3 protein-coding genes are annotated in these 21,336 nt (G+C 52.0%); 2 read left to right on the top strand and 1 reads right to left on the bottom strand.

Features of this window, described 5'->3' with window-relative positions; genetic code table 11:
• Positions 1–115 precede the first annotated feature (115 nt).
• A complete protein-coding gene (locus tag VY86_RS01010) occupies positions 116–18,739 on the bottom strand; it encodes a non-ribosomal peptide synthase/polyketide synthase (protein WP_476641832.1) in 18,624 nt (6,207 codons plus the stop codon).
• Between the two features lie 1,249 nt (positions 18,740–19,988).
• Between VY86_RS01010 and VY86_RS01015 the strand changes: the two genes are divergently transcribed.
• Both VY86_RS01015 and VY86_RS01020 read left to right on the top strand, forming a co-directional pair.
• Positions 19,989–20,282 (top strand): type II toxin-antitoxin system TacA family antitoxin, encoded by a 294-nt coding sequence (locus tag VY86_RS01015; protein WP_036836775.1) that lies wholly within the window; start codon positions 19,989–19,991, stop codon positions 20,280–20,282.
• On the top strand, positions 20,266–20,781 hold the full coding sequence (locus VY86_RS01020) for a GNAT family N-acetyltransferase (protein WP_046973615.1): 516 nt from the start codon (positions 20,266–20,268) through the stop codon (positions 20,779–20,781). The genes VY86_RS01015 and VY86_RS01020 overlap by 17 nt, the downstream gene beginning before the upstream one ends.
• The last annotated feature ends 555 nt before the right edge of the window (positions 20,782–21,336 follow it).

Consider the following 21,336-nt stretch of genomic DNA (forward strand, 5'->3'; position numbering starts at 1 on the left):
TAACGACAAGGGGTATTGCTATTAAGGTGCGGGCATCCTTGCCCATTATAAATACCTTTAACCGGACAACATCCGTCGTCAATAATTGCTTGCTATTCCTGCAATATCACTGACATTACACCGCCTCCGCTTCACAATTCATTGCCAACGCCATGCTTAAGGTTTTAGCCAAAATAGTTTTATTTTCACTATCCTCCATCAGGCTAAAGTGGTCGCCCGGTACAGATGTTAGCTGGAGCGAAGAATCAGGCACGACCTGCTTCCAGCCTAACGACGGTTCCATACTCAAGGAGGGCAATGTGGCTTCCGTCACGAAAGGGATCTGCGGATAAGATTCCATCGCATAGAACTGATGGAGCGTTATCGCCAAGACTTGTGGCTCATATTCTTTGACCATTTGCATATAATTTCCCATCTGTTCCCAACGTTTTGCGATCAAGTCAGGACGCAGATTTGCCGGGTATAATTCCAGTTCCTGCGCCGCGGCAATAAATTGCACCAAATTCAGTTTATCGATTCTCTGATGCAATACCGCAATCTCCTCTTCATGTTCCCCGCCCGACTGTCTTGCCAGTTCAATAAGAAACTGGAATTTTAGTTGAATAACCAGATGCTTGAAGCAGTGAGGGGCTGGCGTATCAATCAAACCCAGGAAATCGACGGTCTCACCAGCGTTTAAAAGTTGCTGGGCAATGGCATAAGCCAGTACACCACCAGAAGAGTAACCGTAGATCCGGTATCGGCCTTCCGGTTGAACCGCTTTCATAAAGGTGATCATTTTGGCGGCCAACGCTTCAATAGTCGATACCGGCTCTTCATTGATGGACGGCCAGGGCAATGCATAAATCGGATAGTCAGACTGAATATGTTGAGCTAATCCAAAGATATAGGAGTAATCATCCATACCGCTGGGCACAAAGAATAGCGGTGGCTCCATTCCGGATGGCCGCACAGGTATCGCACTGCTTTGTGGCTGAGACAGTGGATCTAATGTGATTTTTGATACCAATTCAGCCAGCACAGGGAATTGGAATAGGTTATTCAATGTACACATCAAACCACGGCCTGCGGCAAGGTTTATCATCCGCATAGCAAGCAACGAGTGTCCACCCAACGCAAAGAAATTGTCATACCGGCCTATTTGCTCAACCTCCAGCAATTCACTCCAGATAGTAGCGAGCGCAGTCTCAATTTCCCCTTGCGGCGCTTGATAAACCTTGCGGGCAAAGGCATTCTGATCCGGCACCGGCAACGCCTGCCGATCCAATTTACCGTTCGGAGTCAGCGGAAAGGTATCCAGACGCACAAAAGCCGCCGGTACCATATAGTCAGGTAAAATATCACTCAGATGTTCACGCAGGGTGGCGGCCAGTCCGTTATCCGTTTTTGCCACTACATAGGCAACTAAACGCTTATCCTGACCATCACCCAACGCCAGCACCAACGCTTCACTCACCGCCGGATGTTCGGTCAGATGCGCCTCGATTTCCCCCGGCTCAATACGGAAACCGCGGATTTTAACCTGCTGGTCATTACGACCGACAAACACCAGATTGCCGTCCGGCAGGTAACGGGCTAAATCCTCGGTGCGATACATCCGGGCATCAACGTCATCACTAAACGGATCCGGCAGGAAACGTTCGGCAGTCAGCTCAGGGCGATTGAGATAGCCGCGGGCCACTCCAACACCACCAATATATAACTCACCTACCGCCCCCAGCGGCACCGGCTGACCGTGTTTGTCCAACAGATAGACACGTTTGTTCACTGTCGGGCTACCGATGGGAATTAATCCCCCTGTATAGTCTGATGGGCAATTCCAGGTGGTGGCGCAAACGGTGATTTCCGTCGGGCCATAAGCGTTGAACAAATCGGCCCGGCCACACAATGTCTGAAACAAGGCGGTAGCCGGCGCTTCTCCTGCGAATATTAATGTGGGTTTTATGGCTATCGCTGGCAACCCTGCGCCATCGTGAAACATGGCCGGTGTCATGCAAGCGTGCGTCACCCTCTGTTCTTCCAAGTAATGCCAGAGACGGAGCGGATCTTGCCGGATGGTTTCAGTCGGAATAATCAGTGTAGCCCCACTGCTCAACGCTATCATGATTTCCCAGACGCTGGCATCAAAGCCAAATGAGGCAAACTGCAACATTCGGCTAGTTACACCAACATCAAACTGGGCAATTTGTTCCATCGTCAGGTTAACCACACTCTGATGTTCAATCATCACCCCTTTCGGCGTACCGGTCGAGCCGGAGGTGTAAATTACATATGCCAAATGCCGCGAAGTTAGTATAGGAATTTGTAAGTTATTGTCCGGCTGATCAAGACAGGTATTTGGATCAATTACGGTTAATTGTGCAAGCGCTTCTTCACCCAAAGCGAGACATCCAGCATGATCTGCCAATATCACTGATGAGGCTGAGTCCCTCAACATATAGGTCAAACGCTCGCCGGGGTAAGCTGGATCCAGCGGCACATAGGCGCCACCCGCTTTCAGCACAGCCAATATCCCTACCACCCTTGATGGTGAACGCGTCATACAAATCACTACCCGTTGATCTGGTTCTATGCCCAGTTCAATGAGTTGATGGGCCAGCCGGTTAGCGCGGGCATTTAATTCGGCGTAGCTGAGGATGTGCTCTTCATACATTAATGCTATCGCATCAGGGGTTTTCTCTGCCTGCTGTTCAAACAGCTGGTGAATGCAACATTGATCAGCATACTCTGTTTCAGTCGCGTTCCAGGTTTCCAGCAATAGCTTGCGCTCCCCCACAGCCAAAATATCGATTTTCCCAACCGACTGTTGAGGGTTAGCCACTATTTCCCGCAGTACGGTATGGAGATATTCCAGATGCCGCTCAATCGTGGGTTGATCAAACAAGGCGGTGGCATAATTCAGATAACCAACAATCCGGCCATCCACCTCAGACAAATTCAGCTCAAGATCGAACTTAACCACATCAAAAGTTTGCTCAACGGGTGACACGGCCAGCCCCGGCAACGCCCATTCTGGAGCCTCGTTATTCTGCCAGGCAAACATCACCTGAAACAGCGGGGTATATGCCAGTCTGCGCGGCGGTTGCACGATTTCCACCACCTGTTCAAACGGCAGATCCTGATGCTCCTGCGCCGCCAGCGCAGTTTGCCGTGTACGCGCAAGCAATTCGACCACATTCGGCGCACCCGATAAATCCATCCGCAAGGCCAGCGTATTGACAAAGAAACCGATCAAGGATTCCACTTCCTGCCGACTACGACCTGCACTCGGTGTACCGATAACCAAATCTTCCTGACCTGACAGACGCGACAGAACCGTCGCCCAAGCCGCCAACAGGGTCATAAATAACGTGACGCCCTGCTGCTCACTCAGATGTTTAAGGGATTGGGTTAACTGCGCATCCAGACTGATGGGCAAGATATTCCCAGCAAATAACTGCTCAGGCGGACGTGGCCGGTCAGTAGGCAAATCCAGCAGAACCGGCGCGTCAGCCAGCTTGGTGCGCCAATAGTCAGATTGGGACTGTATGCGTTCAGCTGACAGCCACTGACGTTGCCAGGCAGCGTAATCAGGGTACTGAATCGCCAACGGCGGCAACGGATCCGGCTGCCCCGTCAGGAAAGCGGTGTAAAGGGTGCTCAATTCATGCATTAATACGCTAACAGACCAGCCATCGAAAACAATATGGTGCTGGGTCAGCAAGAAAACGTGATCATCATTAGCCAGCTGCACCAGACTAGAACGAATTAATGGGCCACAGGCAAGATCAAACGCTGTCTCAGCTTCCTGAGCAGAGAGAGACGCAAGCTGGGCATCCGCATCCGGCGCATCACGCAGATCGTATTTTTTCATCGGCAGGCCCGACTCCGCTGGTAACAATTCCACCTGAGGCTGACCGTCAACAGCAACAAAGATCGAGCGCAACGCTTCATGACGGGCAAAAAGCACATCAAGCGCCTGCTGCCAGACTCCAATATCCAGTTGACCACGCAAACGCAGGGCCACCGGAATATGATAGGTATCCCCCATCCTGTCAAACTGAGCCAGAAACCACAGACGCTGTTGAGCGAATGACAGCGGCAGTTTATCCTCACGGGATATTGGCATAATGGCCGGTAATCTGCTGCTCTGCTCACCAAACCGGGCACGCATCACCTCAGCAAAAGCGATCAAAGAAGGCGATTTAAATAGCGTGGTCAGCGGTAATTCAATCCCTAAAGCCGCTATCCGGTTCATCATCCGCACCACCAACAGCGAATGGCCGCCCAGGGCGAAAAAGTTGTCATAGCGGCTAATCCGTTCAACGCCCAGTAATTCACGCCAAATCGCCGCCAAGGTGATTTCCATCTCCCCTTGAGGCGCGGCGTAAACCTGCCGGGCAAACGCTTCCTCCCCCGGCACCGGTAACGCCCGGCGATCCAGTTTTCCGTTGGGTGTCAACGGGAAAGTATCCAGACGCACAAAAGCCGCCGGTACCATATAATCGGGCAAAATGGCACTCAGATATTCACGCAAGTCCGCCACCAGTCCATTATTTGGCTCGGCCACCACATAGGCAACCAAACGTTTATCCTGCCCAGCATCCCGTGCCAGTACCAGCGCTTCACTTACCGCAGGATGTTCCGTTAACCGTGCTTCAATTTCCCCCGGCTCAATGCGGAAGCCGCGGATTTTAACCTGCTGATCATTACGGCCAGCAAACACCAGGTTGCCGTCCGGCAGATAACGGGCTAAATCCCCGGTTCGATACATGCGTGCATCGACTGCCTCACTAAACGAATCAATAAGGAAACGTTCTGTCGTCAACTCCGGACGGTTAAGATAGCCACGCGCTACCCCCACACCCCCGATATACAATTCACCCACCGCTCCCAACGGTACCGGCTGACCATGGGCGTCCAGCAAATAAATACGCGTGTTGGCTGTTGGGCGCCCGATAGAAATTACACCATTGATATAGTCTGACGGACAGTGCCAGACAGTCGCACAAACCGTGATTTCCGTTGGGCCATAAGCATTGAACAGCGTGGCCCGGCCACGCAGTGCCTGAAGCAGCGCCGCACTGGGCGCTTCACCGCCCAGTATCAATGTTGGTCTTATGGTTATTTCCGGTAAATCGGCACCATCCCGCAGCAGAGCCGGTGTCAGGCAGGCGTGAGTCACCGCCTGTTCTTCCAGATAATGCCAAAGGCGGAGCGGATCCTGACGAACCGTGTCGGCAGGAATATCCAGGGCGGCACCACCACACAATGCCATCATGATTTCCCAGACGCTGGCATCAAAGCCAAATGAAGCAAACTGCAACATCCGGCTAGTTACACCAACATCAAACTGGGCAATTTGTTCCACCGTCAGGTTAACCACACTCTGATGTTCAATCATCACCCCTTTCGGCGTACCGGTCGAGCCGGAGGTATAAATTACATAAGCCAGATGACGGGAGGTCAATGCAGCGACTTGTGGGTTGTTATCTGGCTGATCAGGCAATGAATTCGGATCAAGAACAATTTGTTGTGCAAGCATTTGCTCATTTAATGCTGAACGTCCGGTATTATCTGCCAACAAAATAGCCGGGGCAGCATCGGTCAAAATATGAATCAGGCGCTCACCCGGATAAGCAGGATCCAGCGGCACGTAGGCGCCACCGGCTTTCAAGATTGCCAACAGCCCCACTATCCGCGCCGGTGAACTTGCCACACAAATCGCCACCCGTTGATCCGGCGCAACACCCAGTGCGATCAGCTGATGCGCCAGCCGGTTAGCACGGGTATTCAATTCCGCATAGCTAAAGGATTGGTTTTCATATACTAACGCGGTGGCGTCCGGGGCATTCTCCACCTGTTGTTCAAACAGTTGATGAATGCACAGTTGGTCAGGATAGGATGTTTCAGTCGCATTCCAGGTTTTCAGCAACAATGTGCACTCCGTTTCCGGCAGGATTTCCAACATCTGTACCGGTGTTTCCGGCGCCTGTTCAAGCGCCTCTGCCAGACTTTCCAGCGCTTGCTGCATATAACCGCATATTCTTTCCGGATCAAATGGTTGTACTACCTGAGCAGTCAGCCCCAAATCGGAACCTCCATCCTCTACCGACAACACAAACGGGTAGTTGGTCCGCTCCTGCGCGCCAAGGAATTCAATTCCGCTGATGATTTCATCCGGCATGACCGGCTGGGTATTATGCCGGTAATTCAGCAGCGCATTGAACAGCGGTGTCCCACGGGCTACTCCACTGCAACGTTGAGCCAGTGCCAGTGACGCATGTTCATGCGCCAGCAATTCCGCCAGTCGGGTATGCGCGGCCCGTACACTCTCCCGCACCGGGGTTTCATCCATATCCAACCGCAACGGCAGGGTATTAATAAACAGTCCCATGCCATTGTCGGCGCCCTCGCCAGCCTGCATACGCCCAAACAACACCGTGCCAAATACCACTTGCTTCTGACCACTGGTACGCGATAACACCTGCGCCCAGGCCAAATGACACAGCGCCGCCAAACTGACACCCAAACGCCGGGCTTGATTACGCAGACGGTTATTCAGTGCAGGCGTCAGCATTCTGTGCGATTCCGTCACCTGCGAGCCGTCATGGTGAACTTCCGTCAAGCCGAACGGCAACGTCGGCTCATCCACCGCCGCCAGCATATCGGTAAAGAAACGGGTATGTTCTGACTGGCCGGTGCCCAACCGGGCCTGCGCCACCAGATGACGGAAAGGTGTCGAAGCCGGCAAGTTGTCTCCCCGTCCGGTAAGATAGGCCTGCACTTCGCTGTTCATCACTTCCAGCGTGGTATGGTCGCCAATCAGGTGATGCAACAGTTGCAGCAGGATCCAGCGGCCATCAGTATCCTGAGCAATGACAAAGCGCAACAACGGCGCCTGACTCAGGTCAATACGATGCCGGCGTGGATCAAAGCGTTGGGCCAGTTGGTCACTGATCGATCCGTCAGTCGGATTGAGTGTCAATTCTGTGATAAATAAGGGAACCTGACGACAAACCACCTGAGCCGGAGTTGATAATCCCTTCCAGATAAACGCGGTACGCAAAATATCATGGCGGTCGACCACCTGTTGAACCGCGGCCAGATAACGGTCCAACAAAGACCGATCCGCAAAAGCCTGTTGGATTATCAGCAGATAAGGATCGCCTTCGTTTGCCAGCAAATGGTGGAATAAAATGCCATCCTGTAGCGGTGACAGGGCATAGATATCCTGAATGTTGGCAATCCCGCCCGGAACTTGTTCAACTATGCGGTCAATCTCAGGCTGAGTCAGCTCAATCAACGGCAACATTTCTGGCGTCAGCGCAATAGTATCCGGTGTAATGCGGTTGTCAGGTACCCTGATTTCACAATGTTGCGCCAGAGACTGGGCCAAAACACTGAGTGTCGGATGTTCGAATAGCGTTTGGACCGATACGCCCAGCCCCCTACGCCGCAAGTGTTCAATCATCCGCACAGCGAGCAACGAGTGACCACCCAGCGCAAAGAAGCTGTCGTGCCGGCTAATCTGCTCAACCTCCAGCAATTCACTCCAGATAGTGGCAAGCGCAGTCTCAATTTCCCCTTGCGGCGCTTGGTAAACCTTGCGGGCAAAGGCATTCTGATCCGGCACCGGCAACGCCTGCCGATCCAGCTTGCCGTTTGGCGTCAGCGGGAAGGCATCCAGACGCACAAAGGCCGCCGGTACCATATAGTCAGGTAAAATAGCACTCAGATGTTCACGCAGGCTGGCGGCCAGCCCATTATCCGCTTCTGCCACTACATTATTTGCCACTACATAGGCAACTAAACGCTTATCCTGACCGTCACCCAACGCCAGTACCCACGCTTCACTCACCGCCGGATGTTCGGTCAGATGCGCCTCGATTTCCCCCGGCTCAATACGGAAACCGCGGATTTTAACCTGCTGGTCATTACGACCGACAAACACCAGATTGCCATCCGGCAGGTAACGGGCCAAATCCCCGGTGCGATACATCCGGGCATCAACGTCATCACTAAACGGATCCGTCAGGAAACGTTCGGCAGTCAGCTCAGGGCGATTGAGATAGCCGCGCGTCACACCGGCACCACCAATATACAACTCCCCCACGGCCCCCAATGGCACTGGCTGCCCGTAGTCATCCAGCAGATAAATCCGGGTATTCGCCGTCGGACGCCCAATAGGCACCAACGCATCGGTATAGTTTGACGGACAACGCCAGTGAGTGGCACACACGGTAATTTCTGTCGGGCCATAGGCATTGAACAGCGTGGCCTGACGGCTCAATGTCTGGAGCAGCGCCGGGCTGGGCGCTTCACCGCCCAGTATCACAGTCGGCTTTATCGTCAGCGCGGGTAAATCAGCCCCATCCCGCAGCAGGGCCGGAGTCAAACAAGCGTGCGTCACTGCCTGTTCTTCCAGATAATGCCAGAGGCGGTGCGGATCCTGACGAACCGTGTCGACCGGAATAGCCAAACCCGCTCCACCAGTCAGTGCCATCATGGTTTCCCAGACACTGGCATCGAAACCAAATGAAGCGAACTGCAACACCCGGTTACCGGAATGAATACCAAACTGGACAATTTTATCCCGAATAAGATTGACCACCCCCCGATGTTCAACCATCACCCCTTTGGGCACGCCGGTAGAGCCGGAGGTGTAAATCACATAGGCCAGATGACGGGAAGTCAACGCCGGGACTTGCGGGTTGCTGTCCGGTTGATCGGGCAAGGTATTCGGATCAAGCAGAGTCAGCCCGGCCAGCGCCTCCTCGCCCAACGCTAGCCGTCCGGTCTCATCAGCCAATACTATTGAGGGAGCCGCATCATTCAGGATATGCGCCAGACGTTCCCCCGGATAAACCGGGTCCAGCGGCACATAGGCGCCACCGGCTTTCAGCACCGCCAATAACCCCACCACCCGCGCCGGTGAGCTTGCCATGCAGACTGCCACCCGCTGATCCGGCGCGATTCCCAATGCAATCAATTGATGGGCCAGCCGGTTAGCATCAGCATTCAATTCGGCATAGCTCAGGGTCTGTCCTTCATACACCAACGCGGTGGCGTCAGGCGTTTTTTCTACCTGTTGTTCAATCAACTGATGAATGCATAACTGCTCAGGATACGGTGTTTCAGTCGCGTTCCAGGTTTCCAGCAATAATGTCCGCTCAGTGGATGACAAAATATCCATGGTCGTGACTGATTGTTGAGGATGGTTCACCATCGCCCGCAATAGGGCCAGCAAATAGCCGACCTGTCTTTCAATCGTTTCAGGGTCGAACAGGGCAGAAGAATAATTCAGTTCCCCAACAACCTCGCCTGCCTTTTCCGTCAATTCCAGTTGCAGATCGAATTTAGCGATATCGTATCCCTGTACGACTGGCGTCACCGCTAATCCCGGCAGTTGCCACTCTTCTGTGTCACTCTCCTGCCAGGCGAACATCACTTGAAATAGCGGGGTATGCTCCGGTCTGCGGGGCGGTTGTACGATCTCAACCACCTGTTCAAACGGCAGATCCTGATGCTCCTGCGCCGCCAACGCAGTTTGCCGCACACGCGCAAGCAATTCAGCCATATTCGGTGCATCGGATAAATCCATGCGCAACGCCAGCGTATTCACAAAGAAGCCAATCAGGGATTCCACTTCCTGCCGACTGCGACCTGCACTCGGCGTACCGATAATCAGATCTTCCTGACCTGACAGGCGCGATAAAACCGTCGCCCAAGCCGCCAACAGCGTCATAAATAACGTAACGCCCTGCTGCTCACTTAAACGTTTAAGGGACTGGGTTAATTCCACATCCAGACTGACGGGCCAGATACTCCCGGCAAACGACTGCTGAGGCGGACGTGGCCGGTCAGTAGGCAAATCCAACAGTACCGGTGCGTCAGCCAGCTTCGTGCGCCAATAGTCGGATTGAGACTGTATGCGTTCCGCCGACAACCATTGACGTTGCCAGGCGGCGTAATCAGGATATTGAATCACCAACGGAAGCAACGGATCCGGCTGCTGGTTCAAGCAAGCGGCATAAAGCGCCTCCAGTTCTGATTTCAGTATCCCTAAAGACCAGCCATCGGAAACAATATGATGCTGAGTCAGTAAGAAAACGTGATCATCATCCGCCAGTTGGACCAGACTGGAACGAATTAATGGGCCACGGGCAAGATCAAACGAAGCCTCAACTTCCTGAGCAGAGAGAAACGCAAGCTGGGCATCCACATCAGGCGCGTCACGCAGATCATATTTTTTCATCGGCAGGCCCGATTCCGCCGGTAACAATTCCACCTGCGGCTGACCGTCAACAGCAACAAAAACAGAGCGCAACGCTTCATGGCGGGCAAACAGCGTATTCAGTGCCTGCTGCCAGGCCACAATATCCAGCTGACCATGTAAACGCAGGGCCAACGGAATATGATAGGTATCACTCACCCCGTCAAACTGAGCCAGGAACCACAGACGTTGTTGAGCGAATGACAACGGCAATTGGCCCTCACGGGATAGCGGAACAATCGCGGGCAATATCCTGCCCGGTTTGATGAACCGGGCACGTATCGCTTCAGCAAAGGCCATCAAAGCAGGGAATTTAAACAGCGTGGACAGCGGTAATTCAATCCCCAAAGCCGCTATCCGGTTCATCATCCGCACCGCCAATAACGAATGGCCGCCCAAAGCGAAAAAGTTGTCATACCGGCTAATCCGCTCAACACCCAGTAATTCACGCCAGATAGCGGCCAGGGTGGTTTCTGTTTCCCCCTGCGGCGCTTCATAAACCTGACGCGCAAACGCTTCCTCCTCCGGTGCCGGTAATGCCCGGCGATCCAGTTTGCCGTTCGAGGTCAATGGGAAGATATCCAGACGCACAAAGGCCGCCGGTACCATATAATCCGGCAAAATCGCACTCAGATAAGTACGCAGATGGTTAACCAACGCCTCATCCGCTTCTGCCACCACATAAGCCACCAATCGCTTGTCCTGACCGTCGCCCAGTACCAGCACAACCGCTTCATGCACTACGGGGTGTTCCATCAATCGGGCTTCAATTTCCCCCGGCTCAATGCGGAAACCGCGGATCTTCACTTGCTGGTCATTACGGCCCAGGAACTCCAGATTGCCATCCGGTAAGTAACGCGCCAAATCCCCGGTTCGGTACATGCGCGCACCGGGTTCACCGCTAAACGGGTCAGCAAGAAAACGTTCCGCGGTCAATTCAGGGCGATTAAGGTAACCACAAGCCACCCCATCCCCACCAATATATATCTCCCCTGCCGCCCCCAACGGCACCGGTTGACCCGCTGTATCTAACAGATAAACCCGTGTATTGGCTATCGGTCGACCAATCGGGATCCTTGTCACGCCCTGCGGTAACGCCGTAATAGGATACATCGTAGTAAACGTGGTGCCCTCGCTCGGCCCGTAAGCCTGCAATAATTGTTGTGGCGGATGATTATCCAGAACCTGAGCAATCACATGCAGATCAGGGATATCTCCCCCGAAAATCAGGATTTTAATCTGCGGAAGAACCGGGGATAATTCTGCCGCCAGTCGGTTAAACAACCCGATAGTCAGCCACAGCACCGTGACGTGATGTACTTGTAAAACCTGTACTAACTTGTGTGGTGTCAGCACAGTCTCGTAATCAATCACCACCAGCGCACCGCCATTCAGCAATGGCGCCCAGACTTCAAACATGCTGGCATCAAAAGCCGGATTAGCGGTAAAGGAAACCCGATCATCCGGCCCGATTTCGGCGTACCCAGTATTGATGACCAGCCGAACCACGGCACAATGCGGCACCATCACCCCTTTGGGTATGCCGGTCGAGCCGGAGGTATACATAATGTAAGCCAGCTCAGTACTGGAGCGGGGTAAGTCAGGATTACGGTGATCTTCTTCCCTGATAGCACCCATTTCATCAACAAGACAAAACAGGGGAATCGCCAGGTCAACCGGGATATCCGTCAGCAACAATTTGGCTGAACAGTCGTTTATCAACCAATGTTTCCGTTCATCCGGCACACGGGGATCGATCGGCACATAAACGGCCCCAGCCTTGAGGATAGCCAACTGAGCCACCACCAGTTCAGCAGAGCGTTCCAGCAGTACCGCAACCCGATCATCCGACTGGATCCCCTGTTCAATTAACCAGTGAGCCAACCGGTTGGCACGGGCATTTAATTCCACATAGCTAAAGATATGTTCGCCGTATACCAGCGCTATCGCGTCAGGCGTCTTTTCTGCCTGCTGTTCAAACAACCGGTGAATACAACACTGGTCAGGATACGGCGTCTGGGTCGCGTTCCAGGTTGCCAGCAACAACTGCTTCTCTGCTTCCGGCAAAATATTCAGCAACCGTACCGGTGTCTCAGGCCGCTGCTCAAGCGCTTCTGCCAGACTTTCCAGCGCCTGTTGCATATAACCGCATACCCGTTCTGATTCAAACGGCTGCACCACCTGAGCCGTTAATCCCAAAGTAGATCCACCGTCCTCTACCGACAACACAAACGGGTAGTTGGTCCGCTCCTGCGCGCCAAGGAATTCAATTCCGCTGATGATTTCACCCGGCGTGACCGGCTGGGTATTATGCCGGTAATTCAGCAGCGCATTGAACAGCGGTGTCCCACGGGCTACCCCACTGCAACGTTGAGCCAGTGCCAGTGACGCATGTTCATGCGCCAGCAATTCCGCCAGCCGGGTATGCACGGCCCGTACACTCTCCCACACCGGGGTTTCATCCATATCCAACCGCAACGGCAGGGTATTGATAAACAGTCCCATGCCGCTGTCAGCCCCTTCTCCTGATTGCATACGCCCAAACAACACCGTGCCAAATACCACTTTCTCCTGTCCGCTGGTACGTGACAACACCTGCGCCCAGGCCAAATGACACAGCGCCGCCAAACTGACACCCAAACGCCGGGCTTGATTACGCAGACGGTTATTCAGTGCAGGCGTCAGCATTCTGTGCGATTCCGTCACCTGCGAGCCGTCATGGTGAACTTCCGTCAAGCCGAACGGCAACGTCGGCTCATCCACCGCCGCCAGCATATCGGTAAAGAAACGGGTATGTTCTGACTGGCCGGTGCCCAACCGGGCCTGCGCCACCAGATGACGGAAAGGTGTCGAAGCCGGCAAGTTGTCTCCCCGTCCGGTAAGATAGGCCTGCACTTCGCTGTTCATCACTTCCAGCGTGGTATGGTCGCCAATCAGGTGATGCAACAGTTGCAGCAGGATCCAGCGGCCATCAGTATCCTGAGCAATGACAAAGCGCAACAACGGCGCCTGACTCAGGTCAATACGATACCGGCGTGGATCAAAGCGTTGGGCCAGTTGGTCACTGATCGATCCGTCAGTCGGATTGAGTGTCAATTCTGTGATAAATAAGGGAACCTGACGACAAACCACCTGAGCCGGAGTTGATAATCCCTTCCAGATAAACGCGGTACGCAAAATATCATGGCGGTCGACCACCTGTTGAACCGCGGCCAGATAACGGTCCAACAAAGACCGATCCGCAAAAGCCTGTTGGATTATCAGCAGATAAGGATCGCCTTCGTTTGCCAGCAAATGGTGGAATAAAATGCCATCCTGTAGCGGTGACAGGGCATAGATATCCTGAATGTTGGCAATCCCGCCCGGAACTTGTTCAACTATGCGGTCAATCTCAGGCTGAGTCAGCTCAATCAACGGCAACATTTCTGGCGTCAGCGCAATAGTATCCGGTGTAATGCGGTTGTCAGGTACCCTGATTTCACAATGTTGCGCCAGAGACTGGGCCAAAACACTGAGTGTCGGATGTTCGAATAGCGTTTGGACCGATACGCCCAGCCCCCTACGCCGCAAGTGTTCAATCATCCGCACAGCGAGCAACGAGTGACCACCCAGCGCAAAGAAGCTGTCGTGCCGGCTAATCTGCTCAACCTCCAGCAATTCACTCCAGATAGTGGCGAGCGCAGTCTCAATTTCCCCTTGCGGCGCTTGGTAAACCTGACGGGCAAAGGCATTCTGATCCGGCACCGGCAACGCCTGCCGATCCAGCTTGCCGTTTGGCGTCAGCGGGAAGGCATCCAGACGCACAAAGGCCGCCGGTACCATATAGTCAGGTAAAATAGCACTCAGATGTTCACGCAAACGGGCAGCTAATCCGCTATCTTTTTCCGCCACGACATAGGCGACCAGACGTTTGTCCCGCCCATCACCCCGCGCCAGCACCCACGCTTCGCGCACCGCAGAGTATTCTGTCAGCCGGGCTTCGATTTCACCCGGCTCAATCCGGAATCCACGGATTTTAACCTGCTGGTCATTACGACCGACAAACACCAGATTGCCATCCGGCAGGTAACGGGCCAAATCCCCGGTGCGATACATCCGGGCATCAACGTCATCACTAAACGGATCCGTCAGGAAACGTTCGGCAGTCAGCTCAGGGCGATTGAGATAGCCGCGCGTCACACCGGCACCACCAATATACAACTCCCCCACGGCCCCCAATGGCACTGGCTGCCCGTAGTCATCCAGCAGATAAATCCGGGTATTCGCCGTCGGACGCCCAATAGGCACCAACGCATCGGTATAGTTTGACGGACAACGCCAGTGAGTGGCACACACGGTAATTTCTGTCGGGCCATAGGCATTGAACAGCGTGGCCTGACGGCTCAATGTCTGGAGCAGCGCCGGGCTGGGCGCTTCACCGCCCAGTATCACAGTCGGCTTTATCGTCAGCGCGGGTAAATCAGCCCCATCCCGCAGCAGGGCCGGAGTCAAACAAGCGTGCGTCACTGCCTGTTCTTCCAGATAATGCCAGAGGCGGTGCGGATCCTGACGAACCGTGTCGACCGGAATAGCCAAACCCGCTCCACCAGTCAGTGCCATCATGGTTTCCCAGACACTGGCATCGAAACCAAATGAAGCAAACTGCAACACCCGGTTACCGGAATGAATACCAAACTGGACAATTTTATCCCGAATAAGATTGACCACCCCCCGATGTTCAACCATCACCCCTTTGGGCACGCCGGTAGAGCCGGAGGTGTAAATCACATAGGCCAGATGACGGGAAGTCAACGCCGGGACTTGCGGGTTGCTGTCCGGTTGATCGGGCAAGGTATTCGGATCAAGCAGAGTCAGCCCGGCCAGCGCCTCCTCGCCCAACGCTAGCCGTCCGGTCTCATCAGCCAATACTATTGAGGGAGCCGCATCATTCAGGATATGCGCCAGACGTTCCCCCGGATAAACCGGGTCCAGCGGCACATAGGCGCCACCGGCTTTCAGCACCGCCAATAACCCCACCACCCGCGCCGGTGAGCTTGCCATGCAGACTGCCACCCGCTGATCCGGCGTGATTCCCAATGCAATCAATTGATGGGCCAGCCGGTTAGCATCAGCATTCAATTCGGCATAGCTCAGGGTCTGTCCTTCATACACCAACGCGGTGGCGTCAGGCGTTTTTTCTACCTGTTGTTCAATCAACTGATGAATGCATAACTGCTCAGGATACGGTGTTTCAGTCGCATTCCAGGTTTCCAGCAATAACGCGCGTTCCGTTTCAGGCAAAATATTCAGTGCCCGTACCGGCGTTTCCGGCACCCGCTCCAGCGCTTCTGCCAGACTTGCCAGCGCCTGTTGCATATAACCGCATACCCGATCCGGCTCAAACGGCTGTACTACCTGCGCAGTCAGCCCCAGAGTAGAACCCCCGTCCTCTACCGACAGCACAAACGGATAGTTGGTCCGCTCCTGTTCACCCAGGAATTCGATACCCGGTACAGCCTCATGTGGGATCAGCGGCTGCTCATTATGCCGGTAGTTCAACAAGGCACTAAACAGTGGCGTGCCGCCCGCTACCCCACTGCAACGCTGGGCCAGCGCCAGTGAAGCATGTTCATAATCCAGCAATCCAGCCAGCCGGGACTGTGCCAACCGTACACTGTCATGCACCGGCGTATCATCCATATCCAGCCGCAGCGGCAAAGTATTGATAAACAGCCCCATGCCGCTGTCAGCCCCTTCTCCCGCCGCCATGCGCCCAAACAGCACCGTGCCAAACACCACTTTTTCCTGACCGCTGGTCTGCGACAACACCTGCGCCCACGCCAAATGACACAATGTTGCTACACTAACGCCCAGACGTTTTGCCTGCTGACGAAGGCGGTCGTTTAACGCCGGCGATAATATCCGGTGCGATTGTGTGACCTGCGAACCATCACGATGCACCTCGGTCAGGCCAAACGGCAATGTCGGTTCATCCACGTCAGCCAGCATGTCGGTAAAAAAGCGGGTATGCTCTGCCTGATTGATATCCAGCCGGGCTTGCGCCACCAGATTGCGGAAAGGCGCCGGTGCCGGCAAGTTGTCATCCTGTCCGGCAAGACAGACCTGCACTTCTCGATGCATCACTTCCATCGTCGTATGGTCGCCAATCAAGTGATGCTGTAATTGCAACACGTGCCAACGGCCATCGGTTTCCTGCGCCACCACAAAGCGCAACAATGGGGCCTGACTCAGATCAAAACGATACTGACGCGGGTCAAAACGGTGAGCCAATTGCTCGCCAACCGGCCCGTCAGCCGGATCCAGGGTCAGTTCAGTGACCGATAAAGGCGCCTGACGCCAGACCACCTGCGCCGGTGCAGATAATTCCTGCCAGATAAATGCGGTCCGCAAGATATCATGGCGATCAACCACCTGTTGCATCGCCGCCAGATAGCGATCCAGCAGCGCCCGGTCAGCAAAAATCATCGGATAGGCCAGCAGATAGGGGTCACCTTCCTTCGCCAGCAGATGATGGAACAAGATACCGTCCTGCAACGGCGACAGGGCGTAGATATCCTGAACATTAGCAATCCCGCCCGGCACCTGTTCAACAATGTGGTCAATTTCAGGTTGAGTCAGATCAATCAGCGGCAACATCTCCGGCGTCAACGCCGTGGTCGCTAATGTGATGATATTGGGCGGCACCACTATAGCCTGATGTTGCTCTAATGTCTGGGCCAGTTCTGACAGTACCGGGCTCTGGAACAGGTTACGGGCGGCCAGTGTCAATCCCAAACTGCGCAGACGTTCAATCATCCGTACACCGAGCAGAGAATGACCGCCCAGTGCAAAGAAGCTGTCATGCCGGCTAATTCGCTCAATACCCAGTAATTCGCTCCAAAGAGTCGCCAGAACAATCTCCATCTCTCCTAGCGGCGTTGCATAAACCTGACGGGCGAAAGCGTCCTCCCCCGGTGCCGGCAACGCCCGGCGATCCAATTTACCATTCGACGTCAATGGGAATTCATCCAGACGCACAAAGGCCACCGGGACCATATAATCCGGCAACCGCGCACTCAGATGTTCACGCAAGCGAGCGGCCAATCCGTCATTCTCTTGGGTCAGCACATAGGCAACCAGTTGTTTATCCTGCCCCTCCCCTAACGCCAACACCACGGCTTCACGTATCGCCGGATATTCCACCAGCCGGGCCTCAATTTCCCCCGGTTCAATCCGGAAACCGCGGATTTTCACCTGCTGATCGTTACGGCCCAGGAATGCCAGATTGCCGTCCGGCAGGTAGCGGGCCAAATCTCCGGTTCGGTACATACGCGCATTCGGTTTATCGCTGAATGGATCGGTGAGAAAGCGTTCAGCGGTCAGTTCAGGGCGATTGAGATAACCACAGGCCACGCCGTCACCCCCGACATAAATCTCACCGGTCATCCCCAATGATACCGGCTGACCGTCAGTATCCAGCAAATAAAGCCGGGTGTTGGCAATGGGTCGGCCAATAGGAATAGAAGCCGTCCCCGATGTTAACGCGTCAATACGGTAGGTCGTGGTAAACGTGGTTCCCTCACTCGGGCCGTAGGCATTCAATAACTTTTGTGGCGGGTTCTTACGCAGCACTTGAGCAATGACATGCGGATCGAGGACATCTCCCCCGACCAGCAGCATTTTAAGTTGAGGCAGCACCGGGGATAGCTCCGCCGCCAGCCGGTTAAACAGCCCGACACTCATCCACAGGACCGTAATACGATGCGCCTGTAATGCCTGGACAAAATCCCGCGGCGTCAGCAACGTAGTATGATCAATAACCACCAGCGCAGCACCGTTGAGCAACGGCGCCCAAACTTCGAAGGTGCTGGCATCGAAAGCCGGGTTAGTGGCGAAGGCAATCCGGTCATTGGGTTCGATTTCAGCATAGCCATTATTGATAACCAGCCGAACGACAGCCCGGTGAGGCACGATGACCCCTTTTGGTGTCCCCGTCGAACCGGAGGTATACATGATATACGCCGGTCCAGCGCTGGCACCCAATAAATCAAGATTGTGATGCTCCTCTTCCTGGATTGGTTCTGTCTCGGGGGTAAGGCGGAGCCGCGGAACAACTAAGTCAACCGGGATCTCGGTCTGCATATCAGTCAGCAGTAATTTGGCGGCACAATCGTTTATCAGCCAGCTTTTCCGCTCATTCGGTACGTTGGGATCGACAGGGACATAAATCGCACCGGTCTTAAGGATAGCCAACTGAGCCACTACCAGTTCAACCGAGCGTTCTAACAGAATCGCCACGTGGTCATCCGGGTACACACCCTGTTCAATCAGTTGACAGGCCAGCCGGTTAGCGCGGGCATTCAGTTCGGCGTAGCTCAGGGTTTTATCCCCCGCGATTAACGCTGCGGCAGCCGGGGTTTTCTCTGCCTGTTGTTCAAACAACTGATGGATACATAAATGGTCAGGATATGGGGTTTCTGTAGCGTTCCAGGTTTCCAGCAACAACCCCGCTTCAAGGGTATTTTCCTTTCTGGTAATACTGTCTTTCATCTGCTTACTACCTCAACGAATCTATTGGATATTTGAAAACGGTTATTCCCAGCAACCATCACAAATGTTTTTCTTTTATTTTTCAGAAAAATAACAACGGGCATACCTGGCATCAAAAGATACTCCAGCAATATTTTCCCTCAGCTGTTGGATGTAATAGCCCGGTTACATCCGCATAATTAACAATTTTGCAACGATAATTTTCCTGATAACGGAATAAATGGTTCATCAAATGAACCGAAATAAGGCATTCCATTTTCTTCCTGTTTTTTAGATAAGCGTCTTTGATCTACGGCAATTTTTTATTAACCGACGCTGAATTCCACAACTAAATAAAAATGGATCTATTGAATATATCTACTGGCATGAGCGCTAAATCCTTGCTGTATTTTGTCCATTTAGTATTAATATCCGATTGAAATTATTTCAGATAAAATTAGGTGTTTATAAATATCAATAACCTCCAACAACCAAGGAACAAGAAAAAAAACAAAAACATTATTTATCATAATCTTACAACAAATCCATGTATATTTTCCCATATAAAACGTAAACTGACTTCACTACATCTTATTTTATAATAATCAAATTACACAACTAATGTAAACGCTAATTACATTTAACACCGGAATGAAACAATTTCAAATAAATACTAATTTCGTATATATTCCTTTTTAATAATATAAAAATATTATGAATATGAAAATTCATTGGATTTAATACCTTAAATAAACAATATCAAAATAAAAAAATAACATAACTAATTACTTATCCAAATATATATCTGATTTCCATTGATAACATAATGGGTGACATAAAACGCCAGCTTTTCAGCTAATATTTATAAATGGCCAGTACTTTAGCCTGATAAATATGAATATAAAAAACGAGCTTATTATAATATTAGGAATATATATCTATTAATTCTGTTAGTTCGGTATAATTTCATGAAAAAACTATTACCATTAATGTCAAATTTATTTGTGATACTGTTTGCTTACAGGCTGTACCCTGAATCAATAAAATTGAACTTAAAAAAGCTCACGTGATTATAGATGTATGTCTAAAAGGCACACATGTTGACGTTAATTATTGATATGCCATAATGGCACCTGATCGCAATAACAGCGATCTTTACCAAAGAAGGTGAAGCACACCGCTTCCGTTCTTTCTATCTATAAGACCTGAAAACTTAGGTGAAATAATGACTTCTCATGCAGAACGTAAAGAAGCCCGTTTGGTTGCACGAATCTCTACAGAGATTCAAGAAATCATACAAAGGGCAGCTGATTACTCCGGTACAACCATTTCACAATTCCTTATCGAATCAGCGATGGAGAAAGCACGTAATGTGATTGAACGGACCGAAACATTACACCTCTCAATGGCAGGTGCTGATGCATTGTTTGCAGCTTTAGAAAATCCGCCAAAAGCAAATAATAAGTTGCTCAAAGCAGCGAAGCACTACAAGGAAACGGTGAATGTCAATAATCATTGAAGAGGTAACTCAGCAACATAACCGCAAAACTTTTGATTGCGGCATAGCTGAATTGAATCAGTTTCTACAACAACAAGCCCGGCAGAAAACCGTAAAGCACATATCAAAAACTTATGTGGCCTGCCGGGATTCTGCGCCTGCGACAATCATGGGTTATCACACCCTCACCGGATATTCTGTGACAACGCCACCTGCTCACAAAGATTACAAAAACTATCCCCACCCACTCAGTGCTGTAAAATTAGCCCGTCTTGCGGTGGATCATTCACAACAAGGACAAGGTTTAGGTGAGCGGTTATTGATTGATGCTATATATCGAACGGCATTGGTTGCACAACAAATTTCGGCCATTGGGCTATTTGTCGATCCTATGTCCGCACAAGTCGTTCCCTTTTATCAACAGTATGACTTTTTACCGGCTGATCCCAGCGATCATTCTCGCCTTGAAATGTGGCTTCCAATTCAAACCTGTATAGAGATTGCCAACACCTTACCGTAAACTGAACTGCGCCAAAGTTCAGCACTTCGCTCAGGCCGATATTGATAAAGTCTGGACGGCGATTGCGTTGGTTAGGTAACTTCAATACGGATGTCAGACAGGATAAAGAGCCCGGACTTGTTCCCCTCAATATCTGCCACGTGATCCGCAATTCCCGCTGGAAAGGCTAAGTGCCCTGCTGTGGCAGCTGGAGGATAACCTGCTATTCAAATGTAGGTTATCCATTTTGAAGCGGTATTCTATCCATCTTCCCTCTAATCTTAAACGTTCGCTTCACTTTCAGAGAATTTAGGGGGAAAATTCCGCCGTTTTGTTAAATTGATATTCAGGTTTTCTCGTTTTTCCTGTATTTGATTTTTCAGGTTTAAAACCAGAGAGGGTAATAGATATACCAATGGTATTAAAATCAAAGCTCATTTTTTTAATCATTTTTAATATTGCCAAATGCTATTTTTTACTATGCGGTTAATCCTGTTAATTGTTTTAATCTAATTTCATGTTTTGTTATTTGGTTAACTCTGTCACCTTATTAATCAATTTAAAATCCGTTTTTCA

The organism is Photorhabdus thracensis, from assembly GCF_001010285.1.
GTDB lineage: Bacteria > Pseudomonadota > Gammaproteobacteria > Enterobacterales > Enterobacteriaceae > Photorhabdus > Photorhabdus temperata.